This window comes from Mesorhizobium sp. WSM4810, from assembly GCF_055811235.1.
The window spans coordinates 38,933-56,235 of record NZ_JBVVQV010000002.1 but is presented as its reverse complement, the minus strand read 5'-3'; the positions used below and the strand labels follow the sequence as shown (position 1 = coordinate 56,235).

At 62.0% G+C, this 17,303-nt stretch carries 15 protein-coding genes; 3 read left to right on the top strand and 12 right to left on the bottom strand.

Annotation, left to right across the window (positions count from 1 at the left end):
* The first annotated feature begins 41 nt into the window (after positions 1-41).
* Both smc and AC0L3O_RS02985 read left to right on the top strand, forming a co-directional pair.
* A complete protein-coding gene (gene smc, locus AC0L3O_RS02990) occupies positions 42-3,500 on the top strand; it encodes a chromosome segregation protein SMC (RefSeq protein ID WP_473614773.1) in 3,459 nt (1,152 codons plus the stop codon).
* Positions 3,501-3,674: 174 nt separating this feature from the next.
* Positions 3,675-4,658: an NAD-dependent epimerase/dehydratase family protein gene (locus AC0L3O_RS02985; RefSeq protein ID WP_287341587.1), complete on the top strand. Its 984-nt coding sequence runs from the start codon at positions 3,675-3,677 to the stop codon at positions 4,656-4,658.
* Between the two features lie 116 nt (positions 4,659-4,774).
* Here AC0L3O_RS02985 and AC0L3O_RS02980 read toward each other — a convergent pair whose 3' ends face one another.
* The 12 genes from AC0L3O_RS02980 to AC0L3O_RS02925 all read right to left on the bottom strand — a co-directional run bounded on the left by AC0L3O_RS02980 (position 4,775) and on the right by AC0L3O_RS02925 (position 15,628).
* Positions 4,775-5,446 (bottom strand): Fic family protein, encoded by a 672-nt coding sequence (locus AC0L3O_RS02980; protein ID WP_473530775.1) that lies wholly within the window; start codon positions 5,444-5,446, stop codon positions 4,775-4,777.
* The gene (locus tag AC0L3O_RS02975; protein WP_473530774.1) at positions 5,443-6,003 is read right to left on the bottom strand and encodes a Fic family protein; all 561 of its coding nucleotides are present in this window, start codon (positions 6,001-6,003) and stop codon (positions 5,443-5,445) included. Before AC0L3O_RS02975 ends, AC0L3O_RS02980 begins: the two co-directional genes overlap by 4 nt.
* 417 nt (positions 6,004-6,420) lie before the next feature.
* Positions 6,421-7,251: a BtpA/SgcQ family protein gene (locus AC0L3O_RS02970; RefSeq protein ID WP_023802732.1), complete on the bottom strand. Its 831-nt coding sequence runs from the start codon at positions 7,249-7,251 to the stop codon at positions 6,421-6,423.
* Complete coding sequence (locus tag AC0L3O_RS02965) at positions 7,248-8,156, bottom strand: PfkB family carbohydrate kinase (RefSeq protein ID WP_287341588.1); 909 nt, start codon at positions 8,154-8,156, stop codon at positions 7,248-7,250. Before AC0L3O_RS02965 ends, AC0L3O_RS02970 begins: the two co-directional genes overlap by 4 nt.
* Before the next feature lie 3 nt (positions 8,157-8,159).
* On the bottom strand, positions 8,160-8,930 hold the full coding sequence (locus AC0L3O_RS02960) for a glutamine amidotransferase (protein ID WP_128245136.1): 771 nt from the start codon (positions 8,928-8,930) through the stop codon (positions 8,160-8,162).
* 19 nt (positions 8,931-8,949) lie between these two features.
* Complete coding sequence (locus AC0L3O_RS02955) at positions 8,950-10,059, bottom strand: phosphotriesterase family protein (RefSeq protein WP_473614772.1); 1,110 nt, start codon at positions 10,057-10,059, stop codon at positions 8,950-8,952.
* A gap of 4 nt (positions 10,060-10,063) precedes the next feature.
* Complete coding sequence (locus AC0L3O_RS02950; RefSeq protein ID WP_287227442.1) at positions 10,064-11,074, bottom strand: ABC transporter permease; 1,011 nt, start codon at positions 11,072-11,074, stop codon at positions 10,064-10,066.
* Complete coding sequence (locus AC0L3O_RS02945) at positions 11,071-11,868, bottom strand: ATP-binding cassette domain-containing protein (protein WP_473614770.1); 798 nt, start codon at positions 11,866-11,868, stop codon at positions 11,071-11,073. Before AC0L3O_RS02945 ends, AC0L3O_RS02950 begins: the two co-directional genes overlap by 4 nt.
* 74 nt (positions 11,869-11,942) lie before the next feature.
* Positions 11,943-12,881: an ABC transporter substrate-binding protein gene (locus AC0L3O_RS02940; RefSeq protein ID WP_473614769.1), complete on the bottom strand. Its 939-nt coding sequence runs from the start codon at positions 12,879-12,881 to the stop codon at positions 11,943-11,945.
* Between the two features lie 118 nt (positions 12,882-12,999).
* The gene (locus AC0L3O_RS02935; RefSeq protein ID WP_473614768.1) at positions 13,000-13,611 is read right to left on the bottom strand and encodes a cupin domain-containing protein; all 612 of its coding nucleotides are present in this window, start codon (positions 13,609-13,611) and stop codon (positions 13,000-13,002) included.
* 827 nt (positions 13,612-14,438) lie between these two features.
* Positions 14,439-14,642, bottom strand: a complete 204-nt coding sequence (locus tag AC0L3O_RS02930; protein ID WP_473614766.1) for a hypothetical protein — start codon at positions 14,640-14,642, stop codon at positions 14,439-14,441.
* Positions 14,643-14,866: 224 nt separating this feature from the next.
* Positions 14,867-15,628, bottom strand: coding sequence for a class I SAM-dependent methyltransferase (locus AC0L3O_RS02925; RefSeq protein ID WP_473614765.1), 762 nt, complete (start codon positions 15,626-15,628; stop codon positions 14,867-14,869).
* 198 nt (positions 15,629-15,826) lie between these two features.
* Between AC0L3O_RS02925 and AC0L3O_RS02920 the strand changes: the two genes are divergently transcribed.
* On the top strand, positions 15,827-17,143 hold the full coding sequence (locus AC0L3O_RS02920; protein WP_287308259.1) for a hypothetical protein: 1,317 nt from the start codon (positions 15,827-15,829) through the stop codon (positions 17,141-17,143).
* Positions 17,144-17,303 lie beyond the last annotated feature (160 nt).

Below are 17,303 nucleotides of genomic sequence, written 5' to 3'. Positions count from 1 at the left end.
CGCGGAACACTTTTGCAGAACCCGCTTTTGGGGCGGCGCGAATGAAATTCTCGCGCCTTCGCCTGCTCGGTTTCAAGTCGTTCGTCGAACCCGGTGAGTTCGTCATCGAACGCGGCCTGACCGGCATCGTCGGCCCCAACGGCTGCGGCAAGTCGAACCTTGTCGAGGCGCTGCGCTGGGTGATGGGCGAAAGCTCGTACAAGAACATGCGCGCGTCCGGCATGGACGACGTCATCTTTTCCGGTTCCGGAACGCGTCCGGCCCGCAACACCGCCGAAGTCACGCTTTTCCTCGACAACAGCGACCGTAGCGCGCCCTCGGCCTTCAACGACGCGGACGAGTTGCAGGTTTCGCGTCGCATCGAGCGCGAGGCGGGTTCGCTCTACCGCATCAACGGCAAGGAAGCCCGCGCCAAGGACGTGCAGCTGCTTTTCGCCGACCAATCGACCGGCGCCCGTTCGCCCTCGATGGTCGGGCAGGGCCGCATCGGCGAGCTGATCCAGGCCAAGCCGCAGGCGCGTCGCGCGCTACTGGAAGAGGCGGCCGGCATTTCGGGCCTGCACACACGTCGCCACGAGGCCGAACTGCGTCTGAAAGCGGCCGAACAGAATCTGGAACGGCTGGACGACGTCGTCGGCGAGCTGGAAAGCCAGATCGAAAGCCTGAAGCGCCAGGCTCGCCAGGCCTCGCGCTTCAAGAACCTGTCGGCCGATATCCGCAAGGCTGAAGCGACGCTGCTGCATCTGCGCTGGACGCTGGCCAAGACGCAGGAAGGCGAGGCGCGCTCGGCGCTGGCGATCGCCACGGCACTGGTCGGCGACCGCGCCGCCGCCCAGATGGCTGCCGCCAGGGAGCAAGGGATCGGCGCCCATCGGTTGCCGGACCTGCGCGACGCGGAAGCCGCCGCCGCTGCCGCCTTCCAGCGCCTGTCGATCGCCAAGACGCAGATCGAGGAAGAAGCGGGCCGTATCCGTGCCCGCCAACTGGAGCTCGACCGCCGGCTCCAGCAGCTCGACGGCGACATCGTCCGCGAGGAGCGGATGGTCCGCGACAATGCGGATATTCTTGATCGCCTCGCCGCCGAAGAAGCTGCGCTCAACACCGAGAACGCCGGCGCCGCCGACCGCGAGGCCAGCACCCGCGCGGCGGTCGAACAGGCGGCGTCGACGCTTGCCGCCAGTGAAGCCAAACTCGCCGGGCTGACCGCCGAACGGGCGGAGGCCGCCGCCTCCCGCAACCAGATCGAACGAACGCTGCGCGACACCGCGGAGCGCCGCGACCGTTTCGCCCGCCAGCTCGCCGATGTCGACCGGGAATTGTCCGATATCGCCTCCAGGGTCGCCGGCCTGGCCGATCCCGCCGAGAAGCAACTTCTGGTTGAACAGGCGCTGGCGCTGCTCGAGGAAACCGAAGCCGCGGCGATTGCCGCCGAACAGGCTGTCGCCGAGGCGCGCGCGGCGGAGAGCGCCGCCCGCCCGCCGGTTCAGGATGCAAAGGCCGAGCTGGCGCGAATCGAAACCGAGGCCCGCACGCTGTCCAAGATCGTGAATGCGGCGAGCGGCGACCTCTTCCCGTCCGTGCTGGAGCAGATCAGCGTCGAGCGCGGCTACGAGACGGCGCTGGGCGCCGCCCTTGGCGAAGATCTCGACGTGCCGCTCGACCGCAGCGCGCCGGTGCATTGGGGCCAAAGCGAGGTCCAGCCCGGTGACGCCGCTCTGCCCGAAGGCATCAAGAGCCTTGCCAGCGTCGTCCGCGCGCCGGCTCAACTCGCCCGCCGATTGGCGCAGATAGGCATCGTCGACACTGCTGAGGGAAGACGGTTGCAGGCGCAGCTTGCTCCCGGGCAGCGGCTGGTCAGCCGCGAAGGGGCGCTCTGGCGTTGGGACGGATTCACCGCCAGCGCCGACGCGCCGACCGCCGCCGCGCAGCGGCTGGCGCAGAAAAACCGGCTGTCCGAGCTCGACGCCGAGGCGGTCCACGCGAACCGCATCCTGCGCCAGGCCGAAGAGGCCCTTGCCGATGCCGAGCAGGCGCTTGCCCAGGCGAGCGAGGCCGAGCGCAACGCCCGTCAGGCCGGGCGTGATGCCCAGCATGGGCTGGACGCCGCCCGCAACGCGCTGGCCGAGGCCGAGAAGGCCGGCGGCGAGCTGTCGAGCCGGCGCGCCGCACTTGACGAGGCGCGCGCGCGCGTCGTCGACAGCCATGAAGAGACGGCCGCGGCTTTCGTCGAGGCCGAGATGCTGCTACAAAACGCTCCCGATCTCGGTGATCTGCAGTTGCAGCTCGAACAGTCGGCCGCCAACGTCGCTCGCGACCGCGCCACCCTTGCCGATGCCCGCGCTGTCCATGAAGGCTTGAGGCGGGAAGCCGAAGCGCGCTCGCGCCGCCTCGACGCCATCGGCGCGGAACGCCGCAACTGGCTGGAGCGCGCCGAAAACGCCTCGACGCAGATCGCCGCACTCGGCGAACGCAAGGCCGAGGCCGAGGCCGAACGCGAAAGGCTGGCCGACGCACCCGACGAGATCGACGCCAAGCGGCGCGCCTTGCTGTCGCAGCTTGCCGAGGCCGAAAGCCTGCGCCAGGCCGCCGGCGACCGGTTGCAGGAAGCGGAAAACAAGCAGTCCGAACTGGACAAGGCCGCGACATCAGCGATCCAGTCGCTGGCCGAGGCGCGCGAAACCCGCGTCCGCGCCGAAGAGCGGCTGACCGCTGCCGATGAAAGACGGCTCGAGGTTGAGGCGCGCATCCAGGAAACGCTGAACACGCCGCCGCATCTGGTCATCCGCCACACCGGCCTGGAGGCCGACAGCCCGATGCCGGAGATGACTGAGATCGAGCGTCAGCTCGACCGGCTGAAGATCGAGCGCGAGCGGCTCGGCGCCGTCAATCTGCGCGCCGAGGAAGAGCAGAAGGAGCTGTCCGACCGGCTGGAGACCATCGTTTCAGAACGCGAGGACATCATCGAGGCCATCCGCAAGCTGCGGCAGGCGATCCAGAGCCTGAACCGCGAAGGCCGCGAACGGCTGCTGGCTGCCTTCGACGTGGTCAATGGCCATTTCCAGCGGCTGTTTTCGCATCTGTTCGGCGGCGGCACAGCGGAACTGCAACTGATCGAGTCCGACGATCCGCTCGAGGCCGGTCTCGAAATCCTTGCGCGGCCACCCGGCAAGAAGCCGCAGACGATGACGCTGCTTTCCGGCGGCGAGCAGGCGTTGACGGCGATGTCGCTGATCTTTGCCGTGTTCCTGACCAATCCCGCGCCGATCTGCGTGCTCGATGAGGTCGACGCACCGCTCGACGACCACAATGTCGAGCGTTTCTGCAATCTGATGGACGAAATGGCGGCCACCACCGAGACGCGCTTCGTCATCATCACGCACAACCCGATCACCATGGCCCGCATGAACCGGCTGTTCGGGGTGACCATGGCCGAGCAGGGCGTCAGCCAGCTCGTGTCGGTCGACCTGCAGGCGGCCGAGGCACTGCGCGAGGCGAGCTGACTCGTCGACCGCACAGCTTGTCGGTAGCGCCCATTGGGGCTTTCGGCTATAGCACGAATTGGACTAGGTCGGTTCCGTTCATTCCGATGTAGCGTTTTGATATTGCGGCATGATCCTTGCCGAAATCGATCTCGATTTCGCGGTCGTGTGCCAGCATATGCATGGAGAACCTTGTTGCCTGTACTTGTAACCGGAGCCGCGGGATTCATCGGCAGCCATGTTTGCCATCATCTCTTGAGCAGGGGAGAAGCGGTCGTCGGCGTCGACAATATGAACGACTATTACGATCTGGCACTCAAAAAGGGGCGTCTCGCCCGCTTGCAGCCCCACAAGGATTTTTCATTTCACCAGATCGACATCGCCGAACAGGGCGCTCTTGCTGACGCTTTGGCCGGGCAAGGCATAGTCAGGATCGTCCATCTCGCCGCTCAGGCGGGTGTGCGCCATTCACTCGACAATCCGAGGCTCTATGTCCGTTCCAATGTCGTCGGCCATCTCGAAGTGCTCGAATTCTGTCGCGCGCAGCCCGCATTCGAGCATCTGGTCTATGCCTCGTCGAGCTCGGTCTATGGCGGCAACCGCAAGGTGCCGTTCAGCGAGACCGATCAGGTCGACAAGCCCGTCTCGCTCTACGCCGCCACCAAGAAGTCCGATGAATTGATGAGCCACACCTACGCCCATCTCTTCGGGGTGCCGCAGACCGGCTTGCGATTTTTCACCGTCTACGGTCCCTGGGGCCGGCCCGACATGGCCTATTGGATTTTCACCAAGGCGATGCTCGAAGGCAAGCCGATCCGGGTGTTCAACAATGGCGAGATGTGGCGGGATTTCACTTATGTCGACGACGTGGTGAGAGCTGTCGTTGCCGTGCTCGACAGGCCGCCATCGGCTGAAGTTCCGCCGAGCAGGCTTTACAATGTCGGCAATAACCGGCCGGTGCGGCTCGGCGATTTCATCGACGCTCTGGAAAAACTGCTCGGCGTAAAAGCGATCCGCCACACCGAGCCGATGCAAAGCAGCGATGTCGAGCGGACCTATGCCGACATGACTGCGCTGGAGCGCGATTTCGGCTTCAAGCCGAGCGTTTCGACAGAAGACGGGCTGAAAAAATTCGTCGACTGGTATCGGTCGGAATGGGCTGGATCAACGACAAGGTGACTGCGGCCTGCGGGTCGTCGCGGTGCGCGCCTTTCTTCCTACGACCCCAAGGCCTCGAATCGTCACGGCCGTCACTGTCATCCTCAAATAGAAATGGATGGTTCCTGAAATTCCACTCACCTGAAAGACAGTGACGGTGGTTCTGGGACATCGACTTCGGCATCGGTGAAGAGATTCGGAAACAGCCGTTCCCTGAAATCGAGAGGAAAAGCGATCCGGACCGGTGCCTTCGGAGTATCAGATTTCAGGAAACCGCGGTGGACGAGTTCCGACAACGTGTTCCGTGCCGTGCGCTCGGATGTCTTCAGCACCAAATTGGCCTCGCCACGCGGCAGCCTGCCGTGCCGCAATACCGCCGCCACCAGATCAGGCGCCCGTTTGTCGTCAACGATATCCTTCACCAAGGCGCGATAGCGGGCCTCAAGCCGTCTGAGGTCGAACATGGTGATCGAGAACCGCACCTGGTCGAGCGCGACTGTCAGGAACCATTCGACGAAATCCTTGAGTGCTGATTCCGAAAGATTTCCTCGGCCGTCGCGGTCGCCCTGTCTGGGACTGTCTGCGTAATCCATCATGCGCTTGTATTCGCCGCGATCTTTCAACCCACGAGCGAGTCCACGAGATATCGACCATAGGCCATTGCCGCCGATTCCGGCCTTGAGCGCCATAGCGTGAGACATCAGGCGACTGACGCGGCCGTTCCCGTCTGGAAAAGGGTGGATATAGTTGAGGCGGTGATGAGCTGACGCAATCGCGATGATACGCAGGCTGGCCTGCTTTTCGGTCATCGCGTACCGTTTCTCGAAGTGCTCCATAAGGCCAACACCCTGTCAGACGATGGCGGCTGATGGCGGCCAACAACAACATCATGCTCTGGAGACGACCGGAACTCGCCAGGCACGATCTCGGCCCTGGTGCCGTCGGGTTTGTCGACGAACCGGAATTCCTCCGGCATCTCGTCGTAGAAGACGCGATGAACCCGCCGGATGAAATCGATCGAAGTCGGGCTCGGCAACTCCCCACGCAAACCGAGGCCGTCAATCATCCTCTGAACTTCGACATGCGCCTTGGCCTCCAAGGCGAGAGATCGGCGTTCAGGGTCAATCTCGGCTCCGGCCAATGCACTCTCGATGTCCCGAGGTCGGGTTTTGTGACCTTCGATCAAATTCGAATAGTAAGAATTCATGACGCGCACGAGATCGGCCAGTTCGGCAGCCGATTCCGGATGCAGGGCTCGTCCGAGTTCATCGGCCGCCTTTTGCGTCTCGATCGCGAGATCGGCCAGGACGGTCGGTACCGCGTCGTCAAAAAACAGCGGCTCAATGCGGGTAGGTGTTTCAAGCATTCTTGCCGATCTCAATCGTCTCTCAATCACCTGCAATGTAAGACATTTGAGGCCATAAGTCAGCACAATTGCCGATATCGGTTGCCGATCTCAGGCCGGCGATCAAGCCGCGAACCCGAAATGTCCCAAGTGGGCGGCCGGGCAGGGCGCGACTGGCTCCTGGAAATCATAAGTTGCCGAGCGGCGCCAGACGGTCGCGCCATCGCAGACGAACCGCTTGCCCGGGCGAGTTGTCCGCGTGTCTTCGTCGACGGTTCTCGATTGATTCCTCCAGCCGTTTGCGGCGAACCGGTCGTCGCCTCCATTCGAAGCCCCGCAGCTTCGAGCAGCCGGATGGGCTCTGCAGGTCAGCCCTTCCGTAACCAAGCCCAAGCGCGCGAAGCGATAGATTCGATTCACGCGTGTCTCAATGGCTTGTCATCGCCTCAGCCCGGCCATGAAGGTCTTTACTCGGGCAGGGTCGACCTGGTTCCACCAGACGCCGTCATGCTTCAGCGCACTGGCGATGATGATCCCATCGACGATGCCAAGGATATCGTTGGCATTGTCGGGCGTCACGCCGCTGCCGACCAGCGTCGGCAGGCCGGCGGCCTCTTTGATCATGCTGATATAGCTCAGATCCGCAGCGTGCCCGGTGCGTTGACCGGTCGCAATGATGGCGTCGGCGTCGAAGAAGACCAGATCCTTGACCAGTTCCTCCACCGGGCGGTCGGCAACGATCGCGTGCGCGCCGTGCTTGACATGCGCATCGGCGAAAACGCGGATGCCGTTGGCGCGCAGCTTGGCGCGGTAGCGTGCTGCGCGACCCGACTCGCCCTCGACAAAGCCCTCATTGGCGACATAGGCATTCGCCCATTGATTGACGCGGATGAAGCCCGCGCCGGAGGCGCTGGCGATCGCAAGGGCAGGGATCGCGGCGTTAGCGAGCACATTGATGCCGATCGGCTTGCCGAACTCGCGGCGGATACGGTCGGAAATAACCGCCATATAGGCCGCTGTCTCCGGTCCGATATCGTCAGGTTTGGCAAACGGGATGTCGCCATGATTCTCGACGATCACGCCGTCGCATCCGCCATCGAGATAAGATCTCGCATCGTCAAGACCGCGCTGATAGATCGCCTCGACCGCCTCGCCGTCATAGCGCGGCGCGCCGGGGAGCGGCGACAGGTGAACGACGCCGATCACCACCTTGGTGCGGCCGAAAAGTTCTACGAGCGCGTCGCCGCCTGATTGACCGAGTTGGGTCATGAGAGCTCCGTTTGATCGATGAGCGCCGCCATTTCAGACGCGGAAGGACAGGATATCAATGTGCCCGGGCGAGTCACCGCAATTGCGGCAGCCGCGAGCGCGAACTTCAGCGCCGGGGCAACCGACATTGCCTTGGCAAACCCGCCGGCCAGACAGCCGCAAAACACATCGCCGGCGCCGCTGGTGTCGAGCGCCTCGACACGTGGTGCCGGCAAACGAAACGATCCTCCCTGGTCCGGGCCAAGGGCGAGACAGCCTTCCGCACCGAGCGTGATCACGACTGTCTCGGCGCCTTTGGCCGCCAGCGCGTCGGCGGCGGCTGCCATGTCATCCTGGCCGGTCAGCGCTTTCGCCTCGGATTGATTCACCACCAACACCTGCGCCAGGCCGAAGTCAGGCAGAGCCGCCGCATCGATAGGGCTGGCATTCAGGACGGTGCGCGCGCCATTTTCCTGTGCTGCCCGCAGGCAGGCATCTATCGCGGCGCCTCGCAGGTTTCCTTGGCAGACAACGATGTCGCCAGACGCGATTCGGCCCGCAAGTGCGGTTTGTGCGATCGGATCGAACGCCTCGCTGCAGGCGACGCCGCTGACGATGAAGTTCTCGCCGCCGGCCCCAATGACGATGGTCGAGCGGTCGCTTGGCAGGTCGAATTCAATCGCCTCGAGGTCAGACAACTCCCTGTCGAGGCGGCTCCTGATCCATGCGCCTGCGCGGTCCTTGCCGAGCGCCGTCCAAAATGTTACCGCAGCACCCGTGCGCGCGGCCGCAACCGCCTGGTTTGCTCCCTTGCCGCCGAGGCCGTCGGCGTAGTTGCGGGCGTTCAAAGTCTCGCCGGCGGCGGGGAAGCGGCCGACGCGAAAAATTGTGTCGACGCAGGCATTGCCGACGACATGGATATGCATTGCTCAGTTCTCACCGGTCGCCCAGCTCAGCATCTGCTCGAACAGGGTTTTGTAGCCATTCCAGGCGATGAACTCCGGTGGCAGCCAATGCGGCCCGACATCGGATGTCCAGGCCACAGTGCGGCCCTTGCCATAGTGGCCGGTGACGAGCAGCGGCAGCGAGCCATAATCCGACGACACGGTTGCCAGGACTTCCGCCCAGTCTTTCAGCGTCACCTCGTTGAAGCCGAGCAGGACTGGCCAATCCGAACCGAGACCCCTTAGGATCGGATGGTCCGAGGAGCCTTTCAGGACAGGCGAAAACCCTTCCGGCACCTCGACGCGGTCGTCGAAGGCGAGGCAGTTGACCGGCAGCACCTCCTCGACAGGCGTCTTGCGGTAGCGCGCGCCGCCATTGATGCCCTGGAAACTGTAGTAGCCGCCGAACATCAAAAGCCCGCCGCCATCGCGCACATAATCGCGCAGCAGCCGCAGGCGGTTCGGCGTGGGCTTGGAGTGAACCCAGGTGTCGGGATGCAGAAGCAGCGTGTTGGCGCCGATGTCGGAGAGCACCACCGCGTCATAGGCCGAAAGCGCCTCCATTGTTTGCGGAAAGCTGCGCTGTGCCTCATGCGCCGGCATGAAGGTCACGTCGAAGTCGGTCGCCTTCAGGGCCGTCAGCAATTCGTCCGCCCCGGTGTGGTAGGTGACCGTCGGAAACTGGTCGAAGCCTTTGATATGGGTGGCGGTCGACACCCAGGATTCACCGGCAAGCAGGATCTTTTTCTTGGACATTTGAACTCCGTCGTAAGTCTCAGCCGTAAGTCTGGGCTTGATTCTGCCGCGAGAACAGGGCTTTCGGATTGGCGATCAGCATGCGGTCGATGGCTGGCTGCTCGACGCCATGCCGTTTCAGGCGCGGTATGAAATGCTTGAGGATGTAGCCGTAGCCGAAACCGCCGAAGCGGGTCAGCATGATCTTGAGGAACACATCCTGCGACAAGAGCAGGCGATCGCCGAAGCCGGCCTCGACAAGCGTGGCGATTGCCCGCGCGTTCTCTTCGTCGGAGGGCGATTGCGCGTCCTGATCGGCATAATAATAGTCCATACCGATCATGTCGTATTCCAGGAACGCGCCGCGCCGGGCAAGGCTTGTCTGGTAGTCGAGATCATTGTGGCTGGGGTTCATGTGGCAGAGCACAGTGTGGCGAAGATCGGCGCCCTCCGCCTCCACGACATCGAGCACATCGTGCGCCAGCCGCTCCCAGCCGGGCAGGTGGATCGACAGCGGCACGCCGGTGATGCGCGAGGCCCGCGCCGAAGCTCGCAACGACTTTCGTTCCTCCGATGTAAAATCCTTGCTGACGCCGATCTCGCCGATCAGGCCGGCCAGGATCGGCGGCTGCGTCTCGCCACCGCCGACGTCGTTGACGATGAACTCGGTCACCGCGTCGACATCCATCGCCTTCAGCCATTCGGGATGGGTGTACTCCAGATAGAAGCCGGTGCCCATGACGATCTTCAGGCCGGACATGCGGCTGATACGGGCGAGCTTTTCCGGCTCGCGGCCGATGCCGATATTGGTCGCGTCGACGACGGTGTGGCCGCCGAGCGCGCGATAGCGTTGCAGCTCAGACAGCGCCAAGTCACTGTCATCGAGCGAAATATTGTCGCGATTGACGTAAGGGTTCATGCGCAATTCGCCGATGATCTCAATGTTCACCGGCTGCTCGGCGAGCGCCATGTCGTCGGGATGACAGGGACATTTCCAGCTGCGCGCACCGTCGAGCAAGATGTGCTCGTGCATCAGCGTGACGCCCATTTCTTCGACCGGAACGGGGCCGAGCACGGTCATCACATGACCGGTTTCGACTCCGATCGCCAGCCTCTGCCTGGGAGCCGCGTCATCGAAAAGATCACTCATGGGCTCAACGGCTCCGCACGGCGCCGCGGAACAGGCGGAAGTTCAGCCAGATGGCGATCAGGATGATCGTTCCGGTGACGATCGGCGTCAGGAAAGGCGACAGATGCGCCAGGATCAGGCCATTGCCGATGACTGCCACGGTAAGCGCGCCGAGAACGGTGCCGACGATCGTTCCGCGGCCGCCGAACAGGCTGGTGCCGCCAAGCACGACGGCAGCGATCACTTCGAGTTCAAATCCTTGTCCGGCATTCGACGATCCGGATCCGAGCCGGGCAGCAATGATGATCCCCGCAAGAGCTGCCGCGGCGGCGGAAATCACGTAAACGAAAAGCGTCGTCAGCCGCGTGTTCACGCCGGCGCGCCTGACCGCTTCGGCGTTGGCGCCGATGCCGGTCACGTAGCGGCCGAACGGCGTCTCGTTGAAGGCGGTATAGGCGATCGCCAGGATCGCCAGCGCGATCAGCGCCGGCGCCGGCACGCCAAGCAGCCAGGCGCGGCCCAGCACCGTGAAAGGGCTGCCCGGCTCGATGGGGATCGAGTAGCCGCCGGTGATCAGCAGCGCCACGCCACGGATCACCGAAAGCCCGGCAAGCGTGACGATGAAGGCCGGGATGCCCTCATAAGCGACGAAATAGCCCTGCACCGCGCCAAGCAAGGCTCCCAGCGCAAGCATGGCGAGGATGACCAGCGGCCATGGCAGGCCCAACTGCAGCAATGTCGCCGACAACGTTGCCACCAGCGCCAGCACGGAGCCGACCGAAAGATCGATGCCGCCGGTGGTGATGACGAAGGTCATCGCTGCGGCGACTATTAGCAGCGGTGCCGACTGCCGCAGGATGTTCAGCAGATTGGGCGCCGTCAGAAAGGCGTCCGTCGCCACCGAAAAGATGACGCTAACGATAAGAAAGAACAGCGCGATCGACACGACGCTGCCGTTGGCGAGCACCGCATCTCGCCATGTGCCTGCGCGGACCCTTCGAGACTGCGCGGAGCGAGTCGAAGTCGCTTCGCTCATGCTGGCGCTCCATCGCGATAGGCGTTGGTGGCCGAACGAGCGTTGAACTTGCGGCCCACGATCAGGTTGACGACATCCTCGATATTGGTTTCGCCGATCAGTCGCTCGGCGACGTTGCGTCCTTCGTACATGACCTGAATGCGGTCGCATACGAGGAACAGATCCTGAAGCCGGTGGGTGATCAGGATGACACTGGCGCCGCGGGCGCTGACGGTGCGGATCAGGTCCAGCACAGCCTCGACCTCGGCGACGGCGAGCGCCGCCGTCGGCTCATCCATAATCAGCACGGACGGCTCGAACGAGGCGGCGCGGCCGATCGCGATCGACTGTCGCTGTCCGCCGGACAGGTTTTCGACCTTGAGCCGCGTGTCGGCGATAACGATGCCGAGACGGTCAAGCATCTGGCGCGTTTGCTCATGCATGCGCTTCTTGTCGAGAAAGGAAATGCCAGCGATGCGGCGGCGCGGCTCGCGGCCGAGAAAGAGATTGCCGGCGACGTCGACCGTGTCGCAGAGCGACAGATCCTGATAGACCATCTCGACGCGCGCCGCACGCGCGTCCGCCGGCGAAGTGAAGGTCACCGGCGTTCCATCGATCTCGATCGTGCCGGCATCGGGAACCACCGCTCCCGACAGCACCTTGCTCAACGTCGACTTCCCGGCGCCATTGTCGCCAACCAGCCCCAGGACCTCGCCCGGCCTCAGCACCAGCGACACGTCATCGAGCGTCTGAATGGCATTGTAGCGCTTTGAGATGCCGCTCATCCGCACCCGATAGGTCTCGCCACTGCTCATCTTGGATCCCACGGGATTGCAAAGCGTCCGCGGCGTAGCCCTTCGCGGCGCCGCGGACGGGTCATCGATGCAGTCTACTGAAACATCGCGCGGTATTGTTCGACATTGTCCTTGGTCACGATCGTCACCGGAATATTGATGATCGGCTCGACCGTTTCGCCCTTCTTGAGCTTGACCAATGCTTCGACAGCGGCCTTGCCTTCGCCGGCCGGGTCCTGCTGGACGACCGCCACCACCCAACCATCGTCAATGCCCTGAATGACCTGCTTGGTCAGGTCCCAGCCGAACACCTTGACGTCGCCGGTGCGGCCTTGGCTGGTTACGGCCGAAACTGCGCCGAGCAACGCCGGCTCGCCGGTCGCATAGAGCGTCGTCATGTCCGGATTGGCGGTCATTAAATTCTCCGAGGCGCTCATTGCGGTCTCCTGGACATTCTGGCCGTCGACCGTGTCGAGGAAGGTGATCGCCAGGCCGCTGTCGGTGACCGCCTTCTTGAAGCCGTCGAGCCGCTGGTTCTGGATGAACGAATTGAGCGCGCCGACAATGCCGATCTTGGCGGTGCCGCCCATCTCCGACTTGACATAATCGGCGTAGAATTTGCCGATATCCTCGCCGGCCTTGGCGTTGTCGACGCCGATGAACGCAACGTTGTCGCCGTCGGGGATCTGCGCGTCGATGGCGATCACCGGGATGCCGGCCGCCTTCGCGGCGGTGATTGCAGGCTTGACGCCGTTGACGTCGATGGCGACCAGAATGATGCCGTCGACCTTTTGTGTGATGTAGTTCTCGATCGCGTCATTTTGCGCGCTCGGCACGTTGTTGGCATTGAAGATGACCAGCTTGGCGCCGGCAGCGTCGGCCGCCTTCTGCGCGCCCTCGTTGATCTGGTTGAAGAACAGGGCCTGCTGGTTGATGTTGACCAGAGCGAACGTATCGGCGAACGCCGATGCCATCGCTGTCGAGCAGATGGCTAGGACGGCGGCGCAACGGACGAGAAGTTTGAACGGACGCATTTACGGTTCCCCTTGCTTGCGGGCCAAACCTGTCAGGCTGGCCGTTGGTGCTACAGGCACAAGGCAAACATTCAAGAGACTTGAATATTTGTCAACGAATTTGATCTCACAGCAGCCGTCAGAAGGTCGCTGGTGTGTTGACCCAAAAAATGCTGGCTCTCTCCTTGCCGATGTTGCGGTAATGGTGCGGCAGCTCCGACCTGAATACGAACGCATCGCCGGTGGCGAGATCATGGCTCTTGCCATCGACGATCAGCTTGATCCGGCCGGCGAGCACGTAGCCGACTTCCTCGCCGACATGCTGGATGGGACCTTCGCTCTCGCCGTCTGCCTCGATATGATGGATGTTGCACTGCAGCAGGTGTCCGGGCGAATATGGAATGATGCGTTCGAGCGAGATGCCCTCGCCGCGCCTCAGCGTGTCGAGCGAGATCAATGGCCGCGCGCCGGCGCGGAACACGATCGCCTCGTCGTCGTCGACCTGTTCGAACATCCAGCCGATATTGGTCTCCAGAGCTTCGACCAGGCGGTGAAGCATGGGCAGGGATGGCGAAGCCTTGCCGTTCTCGATCTTGGACAAAAGGCTTTCAGAGCAGTGCGCAGCTGTCGCCAGCGTCTTCAGCGTCATGCCCCGCGTCTGGCGGGCGAGGCGCAACCGCGTTCCAAGCCGCGCGGCATTTACGGTGGCGTCCGCTTCGGACTCCGGCCGTCGCCGATCGATTTTGTTCATCCGTTCGTCAACCATTCAACGGGACAACTGTCGCGCGAGCAAAAGACAGCCGCGACCGATTTGCAAGTGGTGATCTGTCAATTTCGACCTGGCCGGGCCTCGACCGGTTTTTTTGATAGCACGGATAAGCAACCCAGCGTCGAACACTCGCCGTCCACAGCGACATCGGCCGTCCCTCGATCGAACCCGGCCCAGACTGGAATAAAAAACGTTCCTGCGTTGTTCTCCAACCGTCCCGACGTTCGAAGGGGCTGGTTTATACGCCGGCCAAGGGCAATCCTCGCGGCAGGCGCTCGGCGGGCACTCAATGCAGGTAAGGGGTGCAAGGGCGTTTTGCGCGGACGAAATTCGCGCGATTCGAATTCTCGTGATCTGAACTTGACGAGGCAACAGACGGTAGCGTAGCTGTTCGCTAGAATAACGTCCTGGCTGAAGTGTGATCGACGATGTGCCGCTTTGAGGCGATGGGCAGCGTACTACGTCTCACGAGCGCCGGAAACAACCTGCCTTGAATGACGGACGGGAAAGCATGCAAGCCTGTGACGCGAAAGCGTTGTCGCGCTCGTCGAGCTGAGCATTGATGGCGGCTGTTGTGGACGTATCCGAGATATCGACGGGAGAGTGAGATCGTTGTGACCAAGAACGTGCCGCCTCACGCAGTTGTTGCCGGAAAACCACGGGGATTGATCCAGCATATGGTTTCTCTCGATGCCTGAAGCGGCCATGACTTGGGAAGACGCCGTCCGCTGGTGCATGAGCGAGCCTTCGATGAAAGAGCTCGCCCGCGCCGCCTATTTCGACGATCCGGTCGTGGCTGCGCAGCGCTATCACGAAAGCGCGGAGTTCGATGCGATTCGCAGCACCTTGGCGCCGGCAATGGCATCCTCTCCTATGCCCTGGCGCGCGAGGGCTGGTCGGTAACCGCCGTCGAGCCCGATCCCAGCGCCCTTGTCGGTGCCGCCGCAATCCGGACGCTTGCCGACAAAACAGGCACGCGCATCGATGTGATCGAAGCGTTCGGCCCTGGCCATCGAGGTTTCCCCTCGTAACTCCGCTGAAATTGGTCGTATCCTGGTCGGGAGCGATTATCGGTTATTCGACGGTTCCAAACCGCTCCTGCCAAATTCCGATATTGAGGGTCCTGCGTGGAATACAATTGCTATCCCTGCGGAGAAGGCTGGTAGGTTTATTCAGAGTTGAAGGGGCGTGTAACATCACCTGGCCGGCTGATTAACGGTCGCGGCGTTGGCCTTCATCAAGAACTCCAGGCTGTTGGGGTCCCGACCTGGGATTTACGCATGAACGCAAAAAGCGCCGTGCTCATGCCGCTCGGAACCAGTGAGCTCCAGGCTCTCACCAGGTGAAAGATGGCGGCCTTGCCGGCATGATAGGCCGGCTCGGCCTCCCAGGAATGCAAGGCGATCTCATATCCGGAAAAGTGACGCCTCAACGCCGATCTGGTGTTCAGGCGATAATGGGCTTCGAAGACATCCTTGTCCTTGCGACCTGGCTGGGCGAAATGCAGGATTGCTGATTTGGCGTTCTCCGGCAGCAGTTGGTTGACCAGCGCCACATAACCGAACCTGTTTGGCGTCCGCACGCAAATCCAGCCACCTGGCGCCAATATCCGGTCGAGTTCCGCGGCTGTATTGGCAGGGTCGGGCAGGTGCTCGAAAACATGGTCGGCGATGATGATATCAACCGAGGCATCGGTTAGCGGTATATGAGACCCATCGAAGACCACAGCTTCGTCTATGGAGGGGTTCTCCGATACGGCCGGATCGACGTCGACACCAATTACCCTTCTCACCTTGCCTTTGAGATTCCGGAGGGAACGGCGGTAAGGCAGCTTCTCGTCGGTGTACCATCCTCCGCGCCCCGATCCAAAATCCATGGCAACCATGTTCTCAGAAAGAAGGGCATTCACTCTCGTGTAGAACTGGATTGTTCCGTCAACGCGACTGAAGCCGCCAGCGAGCATTTCTGGATAAGTCCTGGATTCAAAACCGTGGCTCATGTCCGACTTTCTGGGTTGTCATTTCTGGCTGGCGGGTATCAAATCCATAATCAAATGAACAGGGCTACCCGTCAACCAAACTTTGGAAATCTGCCGCCTAAGTGCTTGATCCCATGCTGTGGTGGCATGTTTTCGTGGGGATGAAAGAAGACTCGGTTGGCTAGGTTCTTCCCGGCGACGCCAGGCCAGGTAGCCAAAATGAACAATGCGACCCGAACCTCGGATGGAGGAATTGTGAAAAGAGCAGAGATTAAACGTCGCTTCGCAGTGCTGACCTCTGCGGGGATTGTTGCGGGCTTTGCCCTTCTTGCCTTTTGCGGAAGAAGCAGCCTTGCGCAGTCGCCGCAAGACTCCGCCTGGGGCAACATTCCTGAGCTCTCTATGGCTGGCGATCTCAAGGCGTACTGGAACGTGATCGACGGCTCGAAGGGTGAAGCAGCGAAGAACGCCTACGCCCGAGGCTTCGAGCCTGTGACAATCTTGAACACTTACGCGGACTTTCCCGGCGGGCAACGCGAGAACATCACCAGCGCAATAGGTAGTCACCACATCAATCCGTGGCAGAAACCGCCATTCTTCGAACGCATCATCCGGCGCAACATCCAGCGGGCTCCCCCAAAGGGGATCTATGTCCAGGACATAGAATTCCCCTTTGAGGAAGAGACCAAGCTCGCTTGGCAAAACCATGCGGCACGGCAAGCTTCTGGCGCGAAGTCGAGGGAAGCCTTCGACGAAGCCTATTTCAAACAGTGGGCGCAATGGTTCTGGCAGCCGCTGAAATGGACAAAGGAGAGCTATCCCACGGCACGCGTTGGGCTATACGGTGTGCAGCCATTCCACCGCAGCATTTCCCCGGATGCGGCTCAAAACGACGGCACGCACAAGTCGGATTGGCGACTGTGGAAGTATATCGAGCCTTACGTCGATTTCTACGTGGCTAGCATATACGTTTTCTATGATCGGCCTGACGCTGTCTTATACATGGCGGCCAATGTCGAGGAGAATTATCTGCGCACCCGGTCCGTAGGTGAGAAGCCGCTCTACGCCTATGAGTGGCTTCGATTTCACGGCGCAAACAGTGCGTTGAAGGGGAAGGAGTTGCCATCCTATCTGGTCGAGGCGATGGCGATCGTGCCCTATTTCAGCGGCGCCAAGGGCGTCGTTCTGTGGGGCTATGAGCCTCAGGTGAAAACCGGGACGCAACAGCCTTACGAGCAGCTTCCGCTTTTTGTCCGGTCACTGAGCAGGGTCGGCGCGCTTTCCGAGAAATTAGCCCGCGGCCGGCTACTGATCGACCGACCCGCCCATGAAGTATGGAAATCACACGAAGCGTTGATCCGCAAGGTGATGGTGGACGTAGACGAATGCATCGTGATGGCGATCAACCCGTGGCAGAGTGACGACAAGCGCACAACATACCCCGTCCAGTGCGGCCAACTCAACGCCCAGATAAGTATCGACGGTCGGCACACAACGCTGGCGGTCCTGAACAGGCGAGGCCTGCAGATCTATTGACCCGAGGCACACAGCCGATTGCGCGGCATGGCCAACAGCGCGAAATTCGTCTCGGCGCGTCAACCCAGGAGGCTTGTGAACCGCGGCCATAGACCACGGCAGACTGGCTTCTCCGAGGGATCCTCCGTGCCTCCCCTTGACATTGGTCCGCGTTCAGCTT